This window comes from Psychroserpens sp. AS72, from assembly GCF_038900375.1.
Taxonomy (GTDB): domain Bacteria; phylum Bacteroidota; class Bacteroidia; order Flavobacteriales; family Flavobacteriaceae; genus Psychroserpens.
In genome coordinates, this window is sequence record NZ_JBBMRC010000005.1 from 14,032 (window position 1) to 34,331 (window position 20,300).

General features: G+C 32.8%; 18 protein-coding genes. 8 read left to right on the top strand and 10 right to left on the bottom strand.

The window, feature by feature from the left end; translation table 11 throughout:
- Position 1 precedes the first annotated feature (1 nt).
- From WNY78_RS10660 to ricT, 4 genes are all read right to left on the bottom strand, one after another.
- Positions 2 to 703 (bottom strand): CoA transferase subunit A, encoded by a 702-nt coding sequence (locus WNY78_RS10660; RefSeq protein ID WP_342873187.1) that lies wholly within the window; start codon positions 701 to 703, stop codon positions 2 to 4.
- Between the two features lie 200 nt (positions 704 to 903).
- The gene (locus tag WNY78_RS10665) at positions 904 to 3,261 is read right to left on the bottom strand and encodes a transglycosylase domain-containing protein (RefSeq protein WP_342873188.1); all 2,358 of its coding nucleotides are present in this window, start codon (positions 3,259 to 3,261) and stop codon (positions 904 to 906) included.
- 2 nt (positions 3,262 to 3,263) lie between these two features.
- Positions 3,264 to 3,767: a gliding motility lipoprotein GldH gene (locus tag WNY78_RS10670; RefSeq protein WP_342873189.1), complete on the bottom strand. Its 504-nt coding sequence runs from the start codon at positions 3,765 to 3,767 to the stop codon at positions 3,264 to 3,266.
- Positions 3,754 to 4,941 (bottom strand): regulatory iron-sulfur-containing complex subunit RicT, encoded by a 1,188-nt coding sequence (gene ricT, locus WNY78_RS10675; protein WP_342873190.1) that lies wholly within the window; start codon positions 4,939 to 4,941, stop codon positions 3,754 to 3,756. The genes WNY78_RS10670 and ricT overlap by 14 nt, the downstream gene beginning before the upstream one ends.
- Positions 4,942 to 5,171: 230 nt before the next feature.
- On the opposite strand from ricT, the gene WNY78_RS10680 reads away from it, so the two are divergent.
- Positions 5,172 to 6,569: a peptidoglycan DD-metalloendopeptidase family protein gene (locus WNY78_RS10680; protein ID WP_342873191.1), complete on the top strand. Its 1,398-nt coding sequence runs from the start codon at positions 5,172 to 5,174 to the stop codon at positions 6,567 to 6,569.
- Positions 6,570 to 6,600: 31 nt separating this feature from the next.
- On the opposite strand, the gene WNY78_RS10685 is transcribed toward WNY78_RS10680, so the two are convergent.
- Positions 6,601 to 7,665: a rhodanese-related sulfurtransferase gene (locus tag WNY78_RS10685; protein ID WP_342873192.1), complete on the bottom strand. Its 1,065-nt coding sequence runs from the start codon at positions 7,663 to 7,665 to the stop codon at positions 6,601 to 6,603.
- Positions 7,666 to 8,269: 604 nt separating this feature from the next.
- Here WNY78_RS10685 and recA point away from each other — a divergent pair.
- The 4 genes from recA (at position 8,270) to WNY78_RS10705 (ending at position 12,003) form a co-directional block, all read left to right on the top strand.
- On the top strand, positions 8,270 to 9,274 hold the full coding sequence (gene recA, locus WNY78_RS10690) for a recombinase RecA (protein ID WP_342873193.1): 1,005 nt from the start codon (positions 8,270 to 8,272) through the stop codon (positions 9,272 to 9,274).
- A gap of 124 nt (positions 9,275 to 9,398) precedes the next feature.
- Complete coding sequence (locus tag WNY78_RS10695; RefSeq protein WP_342873194.1) at positions 9,399 to 9,815, top strand: hypothetical protein; 417 nt, start codon at positions 9,399 to 9,401, stop codon at positions 9,813 to 9,815.
- A gap of 20 nt (positions 9,816 to 9,835) precedes the next feature.
- Complete coding sequence (locus tag WNY78_RS10700) at positions 9,836 to 10,378, top strand: RNA polymerase sigma factor (RefSeq protein WP_342873195.1); 543 nt, start codon at positions 9,836 to 9,838, stop codon at positions 10,376 to 10,378.
- Positions 10,378 to 12,003, top strand: coding sequence for a hypothetical protein (locus WNY78_RS10705; protein ID WP_342873196.1), 1,626 nt, complete (start codon positions 10,378 to 10,380; stop codon positions 12,001 to 12,003). Before WNY78_RS10700 ends, WNY78_RS10705 begins: the two co-directional genes overlap by 1 nt.
- A 49-nt stretch (positions 12,004 to 12,052) precedes the next feature.
- Here the strand turns inward: WNY78_RS10705 and WNY78_RS10710 are convergent, their stop codons facing one another.
- Positions 12,053 to 12,829 (bottom strand): lysophospholipid acyltransferase family protein, encoded by a 777-nt coding sequence (locus tag WNY78_RS10710; protein WP_342873197.1) that lies wholly within the window; start codon positions 12,827 to 12,829, stop codon positions 12,053 to 12,055.
- Between the two features lie 146 nt (positions 12,830 to 12,975).
- Here WNY78_RS10710 and trpS point away from each other — a divergent pair, with 146 nt between their 5' ends.
- Positions 12,976 to 13,944, top strand: a complete 969-nt coding sequence (gene trpS, locus WNY78_RS10715) for a tryptophan--tRNA ligase (protein WP_342873198.1) — start codon at positions 12,976 to 12,978, stop codon at positions 13,942 to 13,944.
- On the opposite strand, the gene dprA is transcribed toward trpS, so the two are convergent.
- The gene (dprA, locus tag WNY78_RS10720) at positions 13,941 to 15,044 is read right to left on the bottom strand and encodes a DNA-processing protein DprA (RefSeq protein ID WP_342873199.1); all 1,104 of its coding nucleotides are present in this window, start codon (positions 15,042 to 15,044) and stop codon (positions 13,941 to 13,943) included. The two genes, trpS and dprA, sit on opposite strands and share 4 nt — an antisense overlap.
- Positions 15,045 to 15,145: 101 nt before the next feature.
- On the opposite strand from dprA, the gene WNY78_RS10725 reads away from it, so the two are divergent.
- Together WNY78_RS10725 and WNY78_RS10730 are read left to right on the top strand one after the other, a co-directional pair.
- A complete protein-coding gene (locus tag WNY78_RS10725) occupies positions 15,146 to 16,084 on the top strand; it encodes an SPOR domain-containing protein (protein WP_342873200.1) in 939 nt (312 codons plus the stop codon).
- Between the two features lie 196 nt (positions 16,085 to 16,280).
- Entirely contained in the window at positions 16,281 to 16,790 is a 510-nt protein-coding gene (locus WNY78_RS10730) for an acyl-CoA thioesterase (RefSeq protein WP_342873201.1), read from the top strand.
- A 139-nt stretch (positions 16,791 to 16,929) separates the two neighbouring features.
- Here the strand turns inward: WNY78_RS10730 and WNY78_RS10735 are convergent, their stop codons facing one another.
- The 3 genes from WNY78_RS10735 to WNY78_RS10745 are packed head-to-tail and all read right to left on the bottom strand — an operon-like array spanning position 16,930 to position 20,284.
- Positions 16,930 to 18,147, bottom strand: coding sequence for a peptidoglycan DD-metalloendopeptidase family protein (locus WNY78_RS10735; protein WP_342873202.1), 1,218 nt, complete (start codon positions 18,145 to 18,147; stop codon positions 16,930 to 16,932).
- Between the two features lies 1 nt (position 18,148).
- Positions 18,149 to 18,919, bottom strand: coding sequence for a DUF4292 domain-containing protein (locus WNY78_RS10740; RefSeq protein WP_342873203.1), 771 nt, complete (start codon positions 18,917 to 18,919; stop codon positions 18,149 to 18,151).
- A gap of 3 nt (positions 18,920 to 18,922) precedes the next feature.
- Positions 18,923 to 20,284: a tetratricopeptide repeat protein gene (locus WNY78_RS10745; RefSeq protein WP_342873204.1), complete on the bottom strand. Its 1,362-nt coding sequence runs from the start codon at positions 20,282 to 20,284 to the stop codon at positions 18,923 to 18,925.
- Between the last annotated feature and the right edge of the window lie 16 nt (positions 20,285 to 20,300).

Consider the following 20,300-nt stretch of genomic DNA (forward strand, 5'->3'; position numbering starts at 1 on the left):
TTTAATCTCTTTGTCTAACAGTTCTTTGTTCTATTCGTTTCTCGTAGGTTTCTCCCTGAAAAATACGTTTCACAAAAATACCTGGAATATGAATTTGATTAGGGTCTAAAGTTCCAACAGGAACTAACTCTTCTACCTCAGCAACCGTTATTTTTGCTGCTCCACACATATTTGGGTTAAAATTTCTTGCTGTTCCTTTAAAAACTAGATTTCCTGCTGCATCTCCTTTCCAAGCTTTAATAAAAGCAAAATCTGCTTTAAAAGCATATTCTAAAACATACATTTTACCGTCAAATTCTCTAGTTTCTTTACCTTCAGCAACTTCAGTTCCATAACCTGCAGGAGTATATATTGCAGGAAATCCAGCTTGAGCTGCTCTACAACGTTCTGCTAAAGTTCCTTGTGGAATTAACTCCACTTCTAATTCTCCAGATAACATTTGTCGTTCAAACTCATCATTTTCTCCTACATAAGAAGAGGTCATTTTATCTATTTGTTTGCCTTGCAGTAATAATCCTAATCCAAAATCATCTACTCCTGCATTATTAGAAATACATTTGAGTCCTTTTGTCCCTAAACGAACTAACTCTGCTATAGAATTTTCGGGAATTCCTGATAACCCAAAACCACCAAACATAAAGGTCATATTATCACTAACTCCCTTTAATGCTTCTTGAACATTAGCTACTTTTTTATTGATCATTTGTGTTTATTTTTTGCTACGGAAATTTACGAAATAAATTTATCATTGAGAAAATTCTGAAACCCTAAAGAATCTATGTCTATTATTATAATTAAGAGATTCTTCTCTCTATACCTGAACCATACTTAGTATGACTTTTAAAATAAAAAAAAGCCATTCAAAATTGAATGGCTCATTATATTTCCGAAGAAAAGACTTTTTTAAAAATCAATAACACCATCTAAATCATCATCAGGATCTGCATCATCATCTCCATTACCTTCCCATTTACTGCAATCTACTTCTATAGATAAGTTTGCTGGTTTCTCAAAATCAGCTTTAGAAATATCTAACTCTTTATCACCATAACATGATTTCATGTACATTCCCCAAATTGGCAATGCCATAGAAGCACCTTGACCATAAGAAATATGTTTAAAGTGTGCTGCTCTATCTTCTGCTCCAACCCAAACACCTGTAACTAAGTTTGGCACCATTCCCATGAACCAACCATCACTTTGGTTTTGAGTAGTTCCCGTTTTTCCTGCTATTGGGTTTGTTAGTTCGTAAGGATATCCTGTTATAATTTCTTTATATAAGGTTTGATTTGTTCTCCAAGAATCTCTCAGTCTACTACCTGAACCAGCTTCTACGACACCTTGCATTAAGTTTACTGTTGTGTAAGCTACTTCTGCACTCAGTACATCTTTAGTTTCTGGTGTAAATTGATACAAGACCGTTCCGTTTTTATCTTCAATACGCGTCACCATGACTGGTTTGTTGTATACGCCTTTATTAGCGAAAGTTGCATACGCAGCTACCATTTCATAAACACTTATATCTGGTGTTCCTAATGCGATTGCAGGAACTGCAGGAATTTCTGAAGTAATTCCTAAGTTTTTTGCCATATCAACAACCGGCTCTGGACCTACTTTATCCATCAAACGAGCTGTTGCTGTGTTTACTGAGTTTCCTAATGCAGACTTTAAAGTTAAAAAACCATCATAACGACCATCAGAGTTTTTAGCTGTCCAAGGTTCTGGGTTTCCATATTTATTAGCTTCAATTGTAATTTGTTGTCTTGGTATAGTATCACAAGGCGATAAATGCAATTGATCAATTGCTGTTGCATATACAAATGGTTTAAATGTAGAACCTACTTGACGCTTTCCTAACTTCACATGATCATATTGAAAATGTCTAAAATTCATACCACCAACCCATGCTTTTACATGACCTGTTTGAGGATCCATAGACATCATACCTGGTTGTAAAAATGATTTATAATAACGCATAGAATCCATAGGCTTCATTATCGTATCTATTTCGCTTGGCTGACCTTCTTTCCATGCAAAAACACTCATTTGTGTAGGTTTTTGAAACGATGCTATAATTTCTTTGTCAGATTTACCTTGTGATTTCAAAACTCTCCAACGTTCTGAACGTCTCATTCCAGAGTTCATTAACGCTTCAATTTCTTCTTTTTCAAGATCCAAAAATGGTGCTGTTTTATTTCTATCTGGTGTGTTTTGATTATCAAATTCGGCTTGCAATCTTGGCATATGACGTCCTACTGCTTCTTCTGCATAGTGCTGCATTCTAGAATCTATGGTTGTGAAGATTTTGAGTCCGTCGTTATATAAATTATATTTAGAACCGTCTGGTTTTGGATTCTCTTTGATCCAATCTTTCATGAACTTATCTAAGTATGCTCTAAAATAAGTTGCTGATCCTTCACGATGAGATTCTGGTGAATAATTTAAATCGAGTTGCGTATTTTGAAGACTATCTTTTACACTTTCGGAAATGTACTCATATTTATACATTTGAGCTAAAACCACATTTCGTCTGTTTCTTACACCTTCTGGATTTCTGTGTGGTCTTGGGTTGTATAGTGATGAATTTTTAAACATCCCAACTAACATTGCAGATTCTTTAAGCTGTAAGTCTTTAGGCTCTTTTCCGAAGTAAATACGAGACGCACTTCTTATTCCGTCGGCATTATTTCCGAAGTCATAAATATTAAAATACATCGCAATGATCTCTTCTTTAGTATATTGACGCTCTAAACGTGTTGCAATGACCCATTCTCTTACTTTTTGAAAAATACGTTGAATCTTATTTGAAGAGACTTGTTTTGTAAACAGTTGCTTAGCTAATTGTTGTGAGATGGTACTTGCTCCACCTCCTTTACCCATTTTTACAATGGCTCTAACTGTACCTCTAAAATCAATACCTGAGTGGTCGTAATGTCTTATATCTTCGGTAGCAACTAAAGCATCAACCAATTCTTTTGGTAGCTCTTCATAATCTACAGGAGTTCTATTATCATCTAAATAAAACTTTCCAAGTGTTTGATCATCTGATGATATAATTTCTGTTGCTAAAAACGTTTTTGGGTTTTCTAAAATAGTATGATCTGGCATTTCACCTAAAAGTCCCCAAGATGCTAATAGAAACATTAAGAAAAATGCGACAACGCCTCCTGTAAAAATAATCCAGAAACGTCTAACATATTTTGAAAAGTCTTGAGCGTTTTCCTTAGCGGTTTTTTTCTTTGCTACCGTTTTTTTTGCCATAATCAATTTGTTTGCGAATGCTCTATTCTAAAACCAACATCTGTGATGCCTTCTAATTTATCAATGCCATTGATACTTCCGTTTTCTCTCATAGCATGTTGTACGTTAATTGTATATTCCCCATCTTCATCAAAAACAAATGGTTCATTATATCCTTTATACCACAATTTACTTTCTTTAATATCTGTAAATCCAGTACCTAAAAATGTACCATCTGGATTTGCCATTTTATATTCTAAAGTGTCTTTTTGGGTTTTACCATTTGGGTAATTAAGCTCTACAATTAAACGTAAATTACTAAATTTATAATCCTCAGTATTTCGTAAGTTAACATACAAATTATAGGCATTTGTTGTATCTGGTGGTACGACCTTAAAGGTGACTATATTGTCTTTATCCCATTGTCCAGATACAGACTTATATTCATCAAAAACACGATTAGAGTCACAAGACACAATGCTCAACACAAGTAATACACATAGTATCCAATATTTATTTTTTTGCATCACTATTATTTGCATTTTTTGGGTTTTTTCTGCGTTGGTTTTGTCTACCCTTATTGTTTTTACGTTTCTTTTTACGTTTTGGACCATCAAATCGTGTTAAACTATCTTGACCAACAACGTTTTCAAACTCTGTTTTAGTATCTTCTATCAATACAGAAGCATACTCTTCTAAGCTTGCCACTTTTTCTCTTTTCTTGTTTTTTTCTATTATTTCGTTGGCTTGATCAGTAGTCAGTACGTGCCAATTCATCCATTCTCCTTCATAAGCATACCAGAGATGACCTTTAAAAATATCTGTCTTTTGACAGACAGCTTTTCCTTTTTCTGTAAATAGCTTAGTATCTGATTTAGGGAAAGCTTTTAAAGCATCCAAGTAGGCGTCTAACTCATAATTTAAACAGCACTTTAACTTCCCACATTGTCCAGCTAATTTTAATGGATTTAATGATAATTGTTGGTAACGTGCGGCAGATGTACTTACAGATCTAAAATCTGTTAACCATGTTGAACAACATAATTCTCTACCACATGAACCAATACCTCCAAGACGAGCTGCTTCTTGACGAAATCCAACTTGTTTCATCTCAATTCGTGTTCTGAATTCTCGTGCAAAAAGTTTAATAAGTTCTCTAAAATCCACACGTTCTTCTGCTGTGTAATAAAAAGTCGCTTTACTTGCATCTCCTTGATATTCAATATCTGAGATTTTCATTTGAAGTTTTAAGTCAATAGCAAATTGTCTTGCTTTGACTTTCATAGGTTCTTCTTTATCTCTTGCTGCAGACCAAATATCGATATCTTTTTGACTCGCTTTACGATAAATCTTCATGACGCTTTCTTCATCATCAATATTTACTTTTTTACGTTTCATTTGAACTCTTACTAATTCTCCAGTAAGTGTTACCATACCAATATCATGACCAGAACTCGCTTGAGTTGCAACAATATCTCCTATGCTTAACGTTAAATTTTCGGTGTTTTTATAGTATAATTTTCGTCCGTTTTTAAAACGTACTTCGACACCAATAAAAGGTTCTTGACCTTCCGGTAATGTCATGTTGGCTAACCAATCAAAAACGGTGAGTTTATTGCAGCTATCTGTGCCGCAAGTCCCATTGTTTTTGCATCCTTTTGGTTGTCCATCCTTGCCAGTTGAGCAACTTTTACAACTCATGAAATTTTATATATAATTTGATAGCCTGAAGAAGTTATCAAATGAAGATTAATGATTCTTTTGAAATGTAAATATAAGATTAATTATCCATAAAAATAATGAAAGAGGAGTTGACTCATTTCACATTAATACATTTGATACAAAAGACTTATATTTAATGTATTACAAAAATAATGCTCACGTTTTTATTTGTTTTCGATGAATATATATAATCTTAAAAACTATCAATTATGAATTCAAAAATTACGTTATTCGTTTTTACACTCTTTATAACTGGATTTTGCTTTGCACAAACTCCAAATTCTGAAGTTGGTGGAGGAGAATTTATTTTCAATCCTGAAAAATCTCCTTGTATAACTTTGGAAGAAAGGAGCAATATTATTGAAACATTGCAACTCAGTATCGAAGATTTAAGATTACAAAATAGATTATCGTTTTCTGAAGCTCAAAGAGGAAGTCACCCGCTTTTTATTTGGCCTTTAAAAAAAGCTGATGGTTCTGCGTACAATGAAATTTATGGAATTTCCGGTTATGTAGACCATAATACTGGTTTTCCAAACCAACTTACAGATTTTAACTGCGGAACTAGAACTTACGACAATAATAGTGGTTATAACCATCAAGGTGTAGATATGTTTACATGGCCATTTGGATGGAAAATGATGGATAATGATAAGGTAGAAATCATTGCTGCAGCTCCAGGACAAATTATCGCCAAAAATGATGGTGAATTTGATAGAAGTTGCAATTTTAACAATAACATCTGGAATGCCATTTATGTGCAACATAACGATGGTAGTATCGCTTGGTATGGACATATGAAAAATGGCTCAACAAGCTCTAAAAATGTTGGAGATATGGTTGCCCAAGGTGAATATTTGGGTGTTGTTGGTAGTTCTGGGAATTCTACAGGGCCACATTTACATTTTGAAGTTTACACAGATAACACCTATTCACAATTGGTAGATCCTTATGCTGGAAACTGTAATAACATGAATCCAGATTCGTGGTGGGAATCACAAAGAGCCTATAATAATCCTGGTATAAATGCAGTTTTAACTCATACTGCAGATCCTATTTTTCCAACATGCCCAACTACAGAAATAACTAATGAAAGCAATCAATTTAATATTAATCAAACGATTCATTTTGCTGTGTATTTAAAAGATCAAGTGACTGGAACTAGTGTAAATCTTAGATTAATTAAACCTGATAATACGGATTTGTATAATTGGGATTTTGAGTTAACAGATGATTATTATGCATCTTGGTGGAGATGGATTTTCACCCTTGACATTCAAGGTGAATGGAAATGGGAAGCAACTTATGAAGGAGAAACTGTAACACATAGTTTTAATGTTGGTGACCCTTTAAGTGTTGAAGAAAATGATTTTAGTCAAACTTCTGTGTATCCTAATCCTTTTAACGATGTTATAAATATTTCTTCTACTAAAAACATTATTAAAGCAAATGTGATTGATATTCTTGGGAAGACTGTTGTTTCTTTGCAGCAAATTTCCGAAGGAATAAAAAGTATCGACCTTTCTTCACTATCTAACGGCATGTACTTTCTAATACTACAAAGTGATTCTTTAGAGAAAAAGACCATTAAATTGATAAAAGATTAATGCTAAAAAAGGCTCCATTTAGGAGCCTTTTTTATTTTGAAAATGATTCGGAAATGTTTCTCAAATCTTTTTTATAAGGTAAATGATCTGCTCTTCCTTTTTTGAATATATCATTGCTATTGCCTTGGCCTTTACGAAGTGCTTTTTGCTCCTCAAAAGGTAATCTATGAATTTCCATACAATTTGTAGAACAACAATTTTCCATTTGTTCTTTGCAGCTGTCACATTGTATAAATAATAAATGACAAGCTTCATTAGCACAATTAGTATGCAAATCGGCAGGATTTCCGCATTGATGGCAATTGGCAATGACGTCGTCACTTATACGTTCAGATCGACGTTCATCAAACACAAAGTTTTTACCTATAAACTTGTTTTCTAAGTCATTAGATTCTACTTGTCGTACATAGTTGATAATACCACCATCTAATTGATACACGTTTTTAAAACCTTTATGTTTATAATAAGCACTTGCTTTTTCACATCTAATTCCGCCAGTACAATACATGACTAGATTTTTATCTTCCTTATGTTCTTTTAAATCTTCTTCTATAATGTCTAGAGATTCTCTAAATGTATCTACATCTGGAGTGACAGCATTTTTAAAATGGCCTATTTCACTTTCATAATGATTTCTCATATCAACCAAAACGGTATTTGGATCTTCAATGAGGTCATTAAATTTTGAAGCATCAACATGAACCCCTTTGTTAGTGACATCAAAAGTGTCATCATTGAGTCCATCTGCCACAATTTTTTGACGCACTTTTACTTTTAGTTTTAAAAAGGCGAAGTTATCATGCTCAATTGCAACATTTAATCTTACGTTTTCTAAAAAAGTAATGGTATCTAAATGATTTTTGAACATGTCAAAATTTTCTGCAGGAACGGAAAGTTGAGCATTTATGCCTTCCTGAGCGACATAAATTCGTCCTAAGACTTCTAACTCATCCCATGCTAAGAACATGTGATTTCTAAAAATTTGTGTATTTCTAATTTTGGCGTACTTATAGAAAGAGATTGTTAAGCGTTCTTTTCCCGCTTTTTCAATAAGTTCTGCTCTTTCTTTCGCACTTAAGTTATTGTACAGTTGCATGCTATACTAATTTTAAGGTTAAAAAAATTACATCCTTGTTTAAACTTCGATGTATATGGATGCAAAGGTAGGGAAAGTTGAGTATTAAATAAAACGTATAAAAAAGCCCTGCGGATTTGAAAAAACAGGGCTTTTTTAGAGGACTAACTCGTTATTAATATTTTTAATTTTGTCTTAAAAACACATAACGAGTTAGCCACCATCGGCTTTACAATTACTATTCACAAGAATAGCAACTGAAGAACCTGATACGTTGTTAAAAATAATTTTTCTAAAAAATCTCATCTTTAATAAGAATTTAAGTTTGTTGGATATGCTTTATCCTATACATTATTATTAAAAAACATGATGTCTTGAAGCTATTCAAACGATGTCGCACACTTTCTAAATCAATAAAAAGTACAAAGTTGTAAGTTTCAATGTATCAATAATCTTTAATCTCATTTACAGATTTAAAGCTTCTTTTTCATTGCAAGATTTCCCAATCTCAATTAGTAGATGCAAAAAGTTTAAAAAGGTTGCGTCATAAGTCAAAAAAAAATAAAAGATGTTGTATTTTAGCTAACCCTTTTAAAAGGAGATTAATTATATAAATAACAAGGAAATGAGCAGTGAAAAAGACGCAAAATTAAAAGCATTAAAATTAACTTTAGATAAATTAGATAAAGCTTACGGAAAGGGAACAGTAATGAAAATGAGCGACCAAGCAGTCGTAGATGTTGAAGCTATTTCTTCTGGATCTTTAGGTTTAGATATTGCCTTAGGAGTTGGTGGATATCCTAGAGGACGAGTTGTAGAAATATATGGACCAGAATCTTCTGGTAAAACCACTTTAACTTTACATGCCATCGCTGAGGCTCAAAAAGCTGGAGGTATTGCTGCATTTATTGATGCTGAGCATGCATTTGATCGTTTTTATGCTGAAAATTTAGGTGTAGACATAGATAATCTTATCATTTCACAACCTGATAATGGTGAACAAGCATTAGAAATCGCAGATAATTTAATTCGTTCTGGTGCTATTGATATCGTCGTTATTGATTCGGTTGCTGCCTTAACTCCAAAAAGTGAAATTGAAGGCGAAATGGGAGATTCTAAAATGGGATTACATGCTCGTTTAATGTCTCAAGCATTAAGAAAATTAACAGGATCAATTAGTAAAACAAATTGTACCGTAATTTTCATTAATCAATTACGTGAAAAAATTGGTGTTATGTTTGGTAACCCAGAAACTACAACTGGTGGTAATGCTTTAAAGTTTTATGCTTCAGTTAGATTAGATATTCGTCGTTCTACTCAAATTAAAAATACAGATGGAGGCGTAATGGGTAACAAAACCAGAGTTAAAGTTGTTAAAAACAAAGTGGCTCCACCTTTTAGAATGTGTGAATTTGATATCATGTATGGAGAAGGTATTTCTAAAGTTGGAGAAATATTAGATGTCGCTGTAGAGCAAGAAATCATTAAAAAGAGTGGCTCATGGTTTAGCTATGGTGAAACCAAATTAGGTCAGGGTAGAGATGCTGTTAAGGCATTGATTAAAGACAACCCTGAATTAATGGATGAACTAGAAGAAAAAGTTAGGGCAAATATTAACTCTAAGGACTAAAAAACAGCATCAAAAAATAAAAAATCCCTCTTTTTGGGATTTTTTTTGTTTTAAGACGCAACCTTTTTGTAATTTCTGTATCTACATGATGAAATCATATATGTTTCAAAATTAATTTATATAAATGAAGAAGATTTTTTTATTAAGCTTTTTAATAACCTTATTAGTCTCTTGTACTCCTGATGACAGTCAATTAAGCTTTCATACTGAAGTATTGCCAATTGAAAGTGTAACGATTCCTGAGGAATTTCAATTTGGTCAAGTCTATGAAATAGGTGTCACTTATTTTAGACCATCTGGTTGTCATATTTTCAACAATTTCTATTACGATATCAATGATAATGAACGCATTGTTGCTGTAATTAACACCGTTTATGATGATCAACCTTGTGATATTTATGAACAAGGAGAAAATGAAGTAGAGGTCTCTTTTAACTTTCAGGTTAATAGTTACGAGACTTACACTTTTAAGTTTTTTCAAGGACTAGATGAAAATGATAATGACATCTACTATATCGTAGAAGTACCAGTTGTACAATAAATTAATTAAACCATAATTATGTGAGTTTAGACCAACTCATTAAAGGCTGTAAACGTAATGATACTCAAGCTCAAAGTCAATTATACAAGCTGTATGCTAGTAAATTGTTTTCGGTTTGTTTAAAGTATTCGCGCAATTATGTCGAAGCCGAAGATAATTTACAAGACGCCTATTTAACGATTTTTAAAAAGATTGGTCAATTTAAAAGTCAAGGATCGTTAGAAGGTTGGATGAAACGTATTACCATCAACACTGCTTTGCAACGGTATAGAAGCGCTGGTGTTTTTGACATTATAAATGAAGATCAAATTGAAGATGTAACTGTAGAAGTTGATGACGATGATATGAGCATTGATTATCTACTTAACATCATTCAAGAATTGCCAGATCGTTACCGTTTGGTATTTAATTTATATGCCTTAGATGATTACTCGCACAAAGAAATTGCTGCGATGTTAAACATATCAACAGGCACATCAAAATCAAATTTAGCGAGAGCTCGCTTGATTTTAAAAGAGAAAATAAAACAATATAAAGCGAGTCCCAATTCGCAAAGTATATAATGAGTGAAAAGAAAAACATAGACAAACTCTTTAAAGAGCAACTTAAAAATTTTGAAGTTGCTCCAAATGATACTGTCTGGGAAAACATTGAGGCAGAACTCAATAAAGACAAACGTAAACGTAGAGTAATTCCAATTTGGTGGAAAGTTGCTGGAGTTGCTGCTGCTCTAATATTAATGTTTACGGTAGCTAACACCTTCTTTAATGTATCTGAAAATGCAATTGAAAAAGAAATTGTTGATACAGAAAAATCTAAGAATAATTCCACAAATAATAATGACCAACCAAATGGTAGTGAATTAAATACTTCTGAAGATTTAGAACAACAACCTATTGTAGATCGTGAAAATAATTCCGATACTTCGACTAAGCTCAGCACAAGCGAGAACAACGAGAACAACAATAACAATACACCTCAAAATAAGCTCACAACCACTAAAGTAGACAATAAAACAAGTGTTACGATTTCCGAAGACAATGAAAAAACAGAAAGTGACAAGAACAGTACTAATACTCTTAAAAATAAATCTATAATTAAGAACAAATCGTTACAAGGTGATGCCGTTGTTTCTTATGAAAAAAATAATCTTGAAGTCGATAAAGAGACTAATAATAGTAAGCTTAAAACCAAAAATACTGTTGTAAAAAACGCTAATAACAATACTCCTCAAGATGAAGAGCTTAAAAATGATATTAGAAAGAATAAATCTGAAATTGATAAACTCATAAATCAAACTAAGAGTAAGACTTCTACTCAGGTAACTACGACTAATACTTCTGAAAAAGAAAAAAGTGAAACACTAATAGACACCTCAAAAACAAAGGAAATAACAGAAAATGCTATAGAAAAAGCCATTGCTGAAACTGAAACTGAAGATAATGAAAAGGTTAATGATTCTATTAATCCTTTATTAAAACGTTGGAGTCTTGCTCCAAATATGGCTCCTGTATATTTTAACACATTAGGAAAAGGATCTCCAATTGATGAACAGTTTGTAGGCAATACAAAAGAGGGAGATATTAATTTAAGTTACGGTATCAAAGGCGCTTATGCTATCAATAAAAAGTTTACAATTAGAGCTGGAGTTAACAAAGTTAATTTGGGATATTCTACTAATGATGTAGTTGCATTTAGTAATCCAAATGCGTCTAGCACAAGTCGCGCTTTACAAAATGTATCTTCAAACGATTCTACAACCACTTACATTAGTGCCAGTAATTTTAGTTTTGCTACAGGTCCAGAAGTTTTGTTTATTAAAGAACAAGGATCAATTAGCCAACAATTAGGATTTATAGAAGTGCCTATTGAATTAGAATACAACGTGCTTGACACTAAAATTGGAGTCAATCTTATTGGTGGTTTTAGCACCTTATTTTTAAGCGATAATGATGTGTATTCTGTAGAAAGTAACGGAAACAAAACACGTTTAGGTGAAGCATCAAATATTAATGATATGAGTTATAGTGCCAATTTTGGAATTGGTATTAACTATAATATTTCAAAACAATTACGATTTAATCTTGAGCCCACGTTCAAGTATCAAATAAACACATTTAATAATACATCTGGTGACTTCCAACCGTATTTTATTGGTGTTTATACAGGACTTAGTTTTAAATTTTAGGTTTTTTAGTTGGTTAGATAATTATTGCAAAAGCAATAATGACGAAAAGCTACTCCGTGCCAGGAGTAGCTTTTTTGTTTAAGATCGTTTTGCTATCAAAAACATTCAATTGGTTGAGTATTAATTGATATGTTTGAGCATTTATTGTTTTTGTATCTTTAATGTTTAATCCTTTAGTAGGAATAAAACGATGCACTTTTGAACGCATTTTTCCTGGACCACCACTTAAAAACGTATAAGAAAATCGCTTTTTATTATCACCAAAAGTTATAGGTACAATTGGGATTTGATGATTGATTGCCATTCTAAATGCACCATCTTTAAAATCATCTAATACAATGCTTTCATCTGGCACACCACCTTCTGGAAAAATACAAATACTCATGCCTTGCTTTAAACGTCGTTGTGCTCTTAAAAACACTGTTTGTCTGCTTTTTGCATCATTTCTATCTACCAAAATACTGGTTCGTTTATAGAAAAAACCAAATAACGGAATTTTTGCTAACTCTGCCTTACCAACAAATACAAACGGATTTTTAACCGTCACCAACATCAACATAATATCTGCCATTGAGGTATGATTAGCAACAAACATGTAGCTTTCATTCTTCTTCGGAATTTCCTCACGCTCAATCTTAACTCTAAAACCCATCCCAATGAGAATGAACCAAGCCCAAAGGCGAGCAATTCTAAAAAATAATGGATACCAAGACTCTTTTAAAATTGAAACGACCAATACTGGAAAAAACACAAGTATTGGTATTGCTACCAATATGTAGAACCAAATGCGATATAACGTGTAAAATATGTTCTTAAAAATCTTCATTGGGCTCAAAACTACTTAAATTAATTCAACATTTCTACTAAAAAAATTACCTTTGCTGACGATATAGTCTGAAGACAGAAATTAACATCCTATATCAAAACGATTAAACTAATTAAAAAAGATTCCCGTTTTTACGGGAAGTGAACATGGCAAGAATACTCACAGGAATACAAAGCACAGGAACACCACATTTAGGAAATATATTAGGCGCTATTTTACCAGCTATTAACATGGCTAACGACACCAAAAATGAGTCGTATCTATTTATCGCTAATATGCATACACTCACACAAATTAAAAATGCTGAAGAATTACGTCACAATACGTATTCGGTTGCTGCAACTTGGTTAGCATTTGGTCTAGATATTAACAAAACAGTATTTTATAGACAAAGTGATATTCCGCAAGTTACTGAGTTAGCTTGGTATTTAAATTGCTTTTTTCCTTACAAACGCTTAATGTTGGCACATGGTTTTAAAGACAAAGCAGACCGTTTAGATGATGTCAACTCTGGCCTATTTATGTATCCAATGCTTATGGCTGCCGATATTTTGTTGTATGATGCCGAAATAATTCCTGTAGGAAAAGATCAACTGCAGCACTTAGAAATGACTCGTGATGTAGCATCGCGTTTTCATGCGCAAATGGGAGAGACTTTTGTATTGCCAGAAGCAAAAATACAAGAACACACCAAACTCATCCCAGGAACCGATGGTGAAAAAATGAGTAAAAGTAGAAATAACTTTATCAATATATTTTTACCAGAAAAGAAACTACGCAAGCAAATCATGTCTATTGAAACCGATAGTACACCTCTAGAGGAACCAAAAGACTGGGCTACTTGTAACTGCTTTGCGCTTTATAATTTATTAGCTTCAGAAGATGAAATTCATAATATGAAAGCCAATTACGAAAATGGAGGCTATGGTTATGGTCACGCAAAACAGGCGTTATATGAACTCATACTTTCTAAGTTTTCTACGGAAAGAGAACGTTATAACCATTATATGTCTAACCTTAACGAAATTGATGACGCATTAGCTATAGGAGCAACAAAAGCTAAAGTTGTTGCTAATGCTGTTTTAACTCGTGTTCGTGGTAAGGTTGGGTATTAAATTAACTCAAACAATTTTCCAGGTAAAGGTCGAGTCAATCCTTTTAATTCCATAGTTAATAAAATACCTGCCACTTTAAAAGTTGGGAGTTCACATTGTATTGCAATCACATCTAATAACTGTGCGTCCTTATCTTTTAAAAAATTATAAATGGTTTTTTCTTCGGAATTTAACTCAACAAACAACTGTTTTTGAATAGCAGGCTTGGTATTATTCTCTAATTGCCAATTAAGTAAATATGGAACATCCATAGGGTTTGATAATAAATATGCTTGTTGCGTTTTTATTAAATTATTACAACCAATACTTTGACTATCAGTTGCGCGACCAGGAACAGCAAATACATCTTTTCCATAAGAATTAGCTATATCTGCAGTAACAAGACTTCCTCCTTTTTCAGCAGATTCTATAACAATCGTGGCTTCGCTCATACCAGCAATAATACGGTTTCGCTTTAAAAAGTTATTTCTATCAAAAGCATCTGAACTCCAAAAATCAGTGAGGAATCCACCATTTTCTTCAACTTGTGTCATATACTTTTTATGCGTTTTAGGATAAATTTGATTTAACCCATGCGCCAAACAACCAATCGTTTGAAGCTTGTGTTTAATTGCCGATTTTTGTGCTGTGATATCTGTTCCGTAGGCAAAACCCGAAACTATGATAGGATCAAAAGGAACCAATTGCTCAATGAGTTTCTCGCAAAATGCGACTCCGTAAGTCGTAATTTTTCGAGTTCCAATAACACTAATAATTCGTTTTTGTTTAAGATTAACGTTACCCACTTGAAATAGTAAAATTGGACTATCGATACAATGTTTCAATCGTTCTGGATAGTCTTCATCTGTAAAGTACAAGCATTTAATGTCATTATCTTTTATGAATTGGAGTTCGTTTTCGGCATCTTTTAAATGTTTAGAATTAAAAAGCCCTTTAATTGTAGATGTTCCAATCCCATCAATTTTAAGAAGATTGTTTTGTTTTTCTTTCAATACACCTTCAGCAGAACCACAGTGATTAATTAATTTTTTGGCAGTAATATCTCCAACTTTTGGAACGTGTTGCAGTGCTAAAACATAAATTAATTCTTGATCAGTCATTTTATAGTATATTTTCTATATGCAAGAAACAAATTTTAGACTGTTAATAACTACTTGAAATGATGTTTTTTTCGCATTGAAAAATTTTTAACTTTGTTTTTATGCAATTAGAAACTTACATCAGCGATTTATTATATAGATACGATTGTGTTATTGTACCTCAGTTTGGCGCATTTTTAACGCATCGTGTTTCAGCAAAATTAAACGAAAACACTCATTCATTTTATCCGCCAAAAAAGGCTTTGTCTTTTAATGAGCAATTACAAACTAATGATGGTCTTCTTGCTAACTACATCGCTGAAGTTGAAAAAGTACCATATCTCGTTGCTGTAGAGAAAATTGCAAAACAAGTAAAATCTATCAAGTCTTATTTGGTCGAAGGCGAAACAATTGAGCTCAATAACATTGGTGATTTAATTTTAAATAAAGAAGGTAAAATCAACTTTGAGCCTTCAAATCATATCAATTACCTTACAGATGCTTTTGGATTGTCACAATTTAAAACTGTTGCCGTTACAAGAGAAGTTCATAAAGAGACTGTTGAACAGGTAGAAAAAGTGATTCCTATTGCGATTACTCCAGAAAAGCGTTCCAATAGACCATATCTTAAATATGCAGCCATTGGTTTACTCTTTTTAACAGCTGGAGGATTTGTTGCTTCTAATTACTACGGAAAACAAGTTGATATTCACAACCAAATTGCGCAAGAAGAAGCTAATGTACAATTAGATGCTAAAGTGCAAGAAGCGACTTTCGTTATTGAAAGTCCGTTGCCTGCTGCCACACTTCAAGTGGAGAAAATGACTGGTAATTACCATATTGTTGCTGGTGCATTTCGTGTAGAAGCAAATTCAGATAAGAAAGTTCAACAACTTAAAGATAAAGGTTTTAAAGCTCGTAAAATTGGTGTAAACCGTTACGGACTACACGAAGTTGTGTATTCTAGTCATACAGATAGAATTGAAGCTTTAAATGCATTAAAAACTATTAAGCGCACACAAAATCGTGATGCTTGGTTGTTGGTTAAGGCATTAGATTAATATTTTGTCATTCAGAGCGTAGCTAAGAATCTCATTTTGATTTAATTTCTTAGATTCTTCAGTCATTCTTCCTTCTGAAGGATATCTCATTTTCATTTAACAAAATCATAAATTGCATTTTCATGCGATAAAATCGTGTTACCTTTGCGCTGAATATGATTTCCGTTTTCACGGAAACAAAAATTAAAAATTTTTGATGGAACCAAGAACAGCATTTCAGTCTAAAACAATCATGACCGATTTGGTATTGCCAAGTGAAACCAACCCAATTAATAACCTTTTTGGTGGTGAATTATTAGCTCGTATGGATCGTGCTGCTAGTATTGCTGCACGTCGCCATAGTAGAAGAATAGTTGTGACTGCTGCTGTAAATCACGTCGCTTTTAATAGATCTATCCCTTTAGGAAGTGTTGTTACTGTAGAAGCCAAAGTTTCTAGAGCTTTTTCTAGTTCTATGGAAGTATATTTGGATGTTTGGATAGAGGATAGAGAGTCTGGTGAGTGTATAAAAGCCAATGAAGCTATTTACACGTTTGTGGCAGTAGATGAAACTGGTCGTCCTGTTAAAGTACCAGAATTAATAGCAGAAACAAAATTAGAAAAAGAGCGTTATGCTGCAGCATTACGTCGTAAACAATTGAGTTTGGTAGTTGCAGGCAAAATGAAAGCTGCAGAAGCTACTGAATTGAAAGCTTTGTTTATATAGTTTGAAAATTAGTGATGATGAGTTCCAGAAATTGAGTTCAGAATGACGTCAACATTATCACATTTTGTAAATCCCATTAATAATGTTTCAAAATGTTATCACATTTTGTAAATCCCATTAAAAATGTTTCAAAATGTTCTCACATTTTGTAAATCCAACTCGCTGGATTTTCAGGATTAGACTCTTTAAATACACCAAAACCTAACATTGTTTCTCCCTCATTATTAGTAAACACTTCTCCTATCTCCTGCTTTGCAGTCACTTTATCTCCTTTACGAACATAGACTTTAAATAAGTTTCTATAAATCGTTATGTAATTACCATGCTTAATTAAAATAACAGGATTAGAATTTTTTTGGCCTGAAACAGCTAACACTTCACCTTCAAAAACAGCTCTTACTTTAGAGCCTTTTTCTGTAGCTATTCTAACACCTTGACTATTAATCTTCACAGAAGGATCAATAGGTGACGGTTGCGTACCAAAACGTACTTTAACAACACCTTTTGCAACTGGCCAAGGCAATTTACCTTTGTTGGATGCAAAGTTCTTAGCAATCAATTTTGCTTCAGGAGTTAAGGCAAATCCTTTTGATGACGTTGATTTACCTGCTTTTTTATTTGATGCAGCAATAGCTTCTCTAATCAACCTATTTATTTCTCTATCAATAGCATCGATTTCTTGTTGCTTCTTTTTGATTTTAGACGAATACGAACTTAAATTTTGTCGTATTGAAGCCATTAATTTGTCTTGCTCTTTGAGTTCTTTTTCTAGTTCTTTTTTAACGGCTCTGTTTTCTACAATGAGTTTATCTTTATCTGCTTTTTGACGTAATAAATCTGTATTTAATTCTTGGAGTTTTGTGGTTTTACCTTTAATTAAATCGCCTTGCTCCTTTTGGTAATCTGCGTATTGTTTGATGTACTGAAGACGCTTGTAGGCTTGTTTAAAATCATCTGAAGACAATAAAAACATCACGCGACTTTGATCAGATTTGTTTTTGTAAGATTTGACTATCATTTCAGAATAGTCTTTTTTTAGTGCTGTTAATTGATCTCTTAAGCTTGTAATCTCATTTTGGTTGGCATTAATTTCTCGAGTCAATAAATTGGCTTGATCGTTGGTGACTTTTATTAAATTGCGTCTTACATTGACTTTATAATTTAAGTCTTCTACTAAAGACACCACAGATTTTTCTTCCTTTTTATTCGTAAACAATAGGGCATTAAGCTGTTTTAATTCCTGCTGAAATTTAACACGTTTAGCCTCTAGTGCTTTTTGTTTAGCACTTTGTGCTTCCGAAGTAAAACCATTCAGCACTAAAAAAAGAAATAGAATGTATGTGAGTTTATGATGCATCTTATAATATTATTTCTTCAAAGCCTGAAGGGATTTTAAACGGAAACCGTACTTCTTCATTTATAGAAACCGATTTGTATTCCATCAACACATTAAGTTCTTCGCTATCTTCTACAGCAATAATTTTAATGGTTTGTGGCAATACTTCTTTATCAACTTGTTGGTATCCTGTGTAATCTATTTGAAGAAAACGTTTTTTTAAAGGTTGTAATAATTGCTGAGAATCCATTTTGAAATGTGACGGATTAAACAACAAAAACAGTTCTAATAATGCATTTTGATTTTTGGGTTGAAGAATGTACGATGCTTCATTGTTAGAAATCACATACGTATCATCTTTTAAATTAAAAAGCGACTCTCCAATCAACAAACTTTGTACTTTATCAAAGTTTAGTTCAATACCCAATAAATCACTAAGCAACTTGTAGTCACCATCAAAATATTGGTCGTTGATTTTATCATAAAACTGAACACGATCTGGTGTAATCATAGCTCTTGCCAAACCTAATGTAGCACTTATCCAGATGGTTTTATCTTTTTGCATTCTTAGATTAAGAGTATAAGAAGACTCTTTAAGACCATCAATAATATCAATCTTCACTTTAGCTTGGAGCGTTTTAAACTTCGCTTCTTGCTTGCCATTTTCTCTAATTAATTGTTTTGCAGTAAGCTTAGAATCTACCTCACCATTAGCAACGATACTTCGTGCTGACTTGCAAGATATTACCATTGTCACTAAAAAACAGACTATACCAATTTTTAAAATCCTCATATATTATTGATCTTTCAATAAGGCTTCTGCCTTTTTAGCAAACGTTTGAGATTGACTTATATTATTTAACTGTTTGTGTGATTCGCTTAACTGCTTGTAGAAATCTGCTTCCATTTTAGGGTTTTCAACTAAAAAATCTAACCCTATTTCTAAGCTTTCTATGGCTTTTTCTGGTTGCTTGATCTTATTATTTGCGACTCCATTTATTAAATATAATATAGGTTGTGATGGAAACACCTCAAGAGCTTCTTCACTACGTTTTATAGCTTCTTGATCTTTATCTAAGTCTATTTGAAGCAGGAGCACATCTCTTATGATTTTAAACTCATTAGGTTCTTGTTGCAATGCTTCTTGGTAGTATCTTAAAGCTTTTTCTTTGTCGTTAGATTTTAAATAATAATCACCTAACTCTAATAATGTTTTCACACTTTTATCATCACTAATTAAAGATGTAACTTCAACTAAATCTGCTTCGTATTGCGGATTTTTACCAACAAACTTTACAAAATCATTAAGCACTTTCGTTTTAGCTTCAGGTTTGATAACTGCACTTGTTAGAACAACTTTCATTGACTTAATGGCATTTTCAGTATCATTGTCATCCAAATAAAACTTATATAATGCTAAATGCACCAGTTGAGATTCTGGATTAAAAGTTAGTAAACGTTTTGCAGCATCAAATGCCTTTTGAGTTTCTCCTGTTTCGCTATAACGAAAAATAAGACGAAGATAATTTGACTCATCCTCTGGATTACTCTTAACACGTTCTTCTAGGTTTTCAATGCGATCTTCATCATTGCCAGTTATGTTGTAGATTTTATTACGTAGATAGTCTCTGTCTTCACTGTAACCTGATTTAGAATCTAATTCGTCTAAAATCTTTAACGCATCTTTATATTTTTTTAATTCAATATATAACGATGCCAAATCTTGCTTATAATCTGGATGATATTCTACAAGTTGCTTCACTGTTTTGAGCGCTTTGTTCATATCATTTTGCTGAATATAAACACCATACAACTCGTCTAAATACCATTCGTTTTTTGGTGCTTTAGAAACGGCTTCTTTAAACGCATCTTCTGCAGCTCCAAAGTTTTTAAGTTGCATATAGTTTTTCCCTAGTTCATAATACAAAACTGGATCGCTATCATTAATTTCTATACATTTTAAAAGTGCATCTGCAGATTTTTGATAGTTTTCAATACCTTTCTGTTTTAGGGCTTCAAAGAAATATTCCTGAAACAAGTCTTCTACGTTTCCTAAATCATCATCTGGTCGCTTATTGAAATCAACTTGCGCATAGGTGTTCTGCGGAAGCATAATCATTCCGAAGAAAAAAAGCAGGATGTAAAATTTAGTTTTCATTATTTGGGTTTTGAAA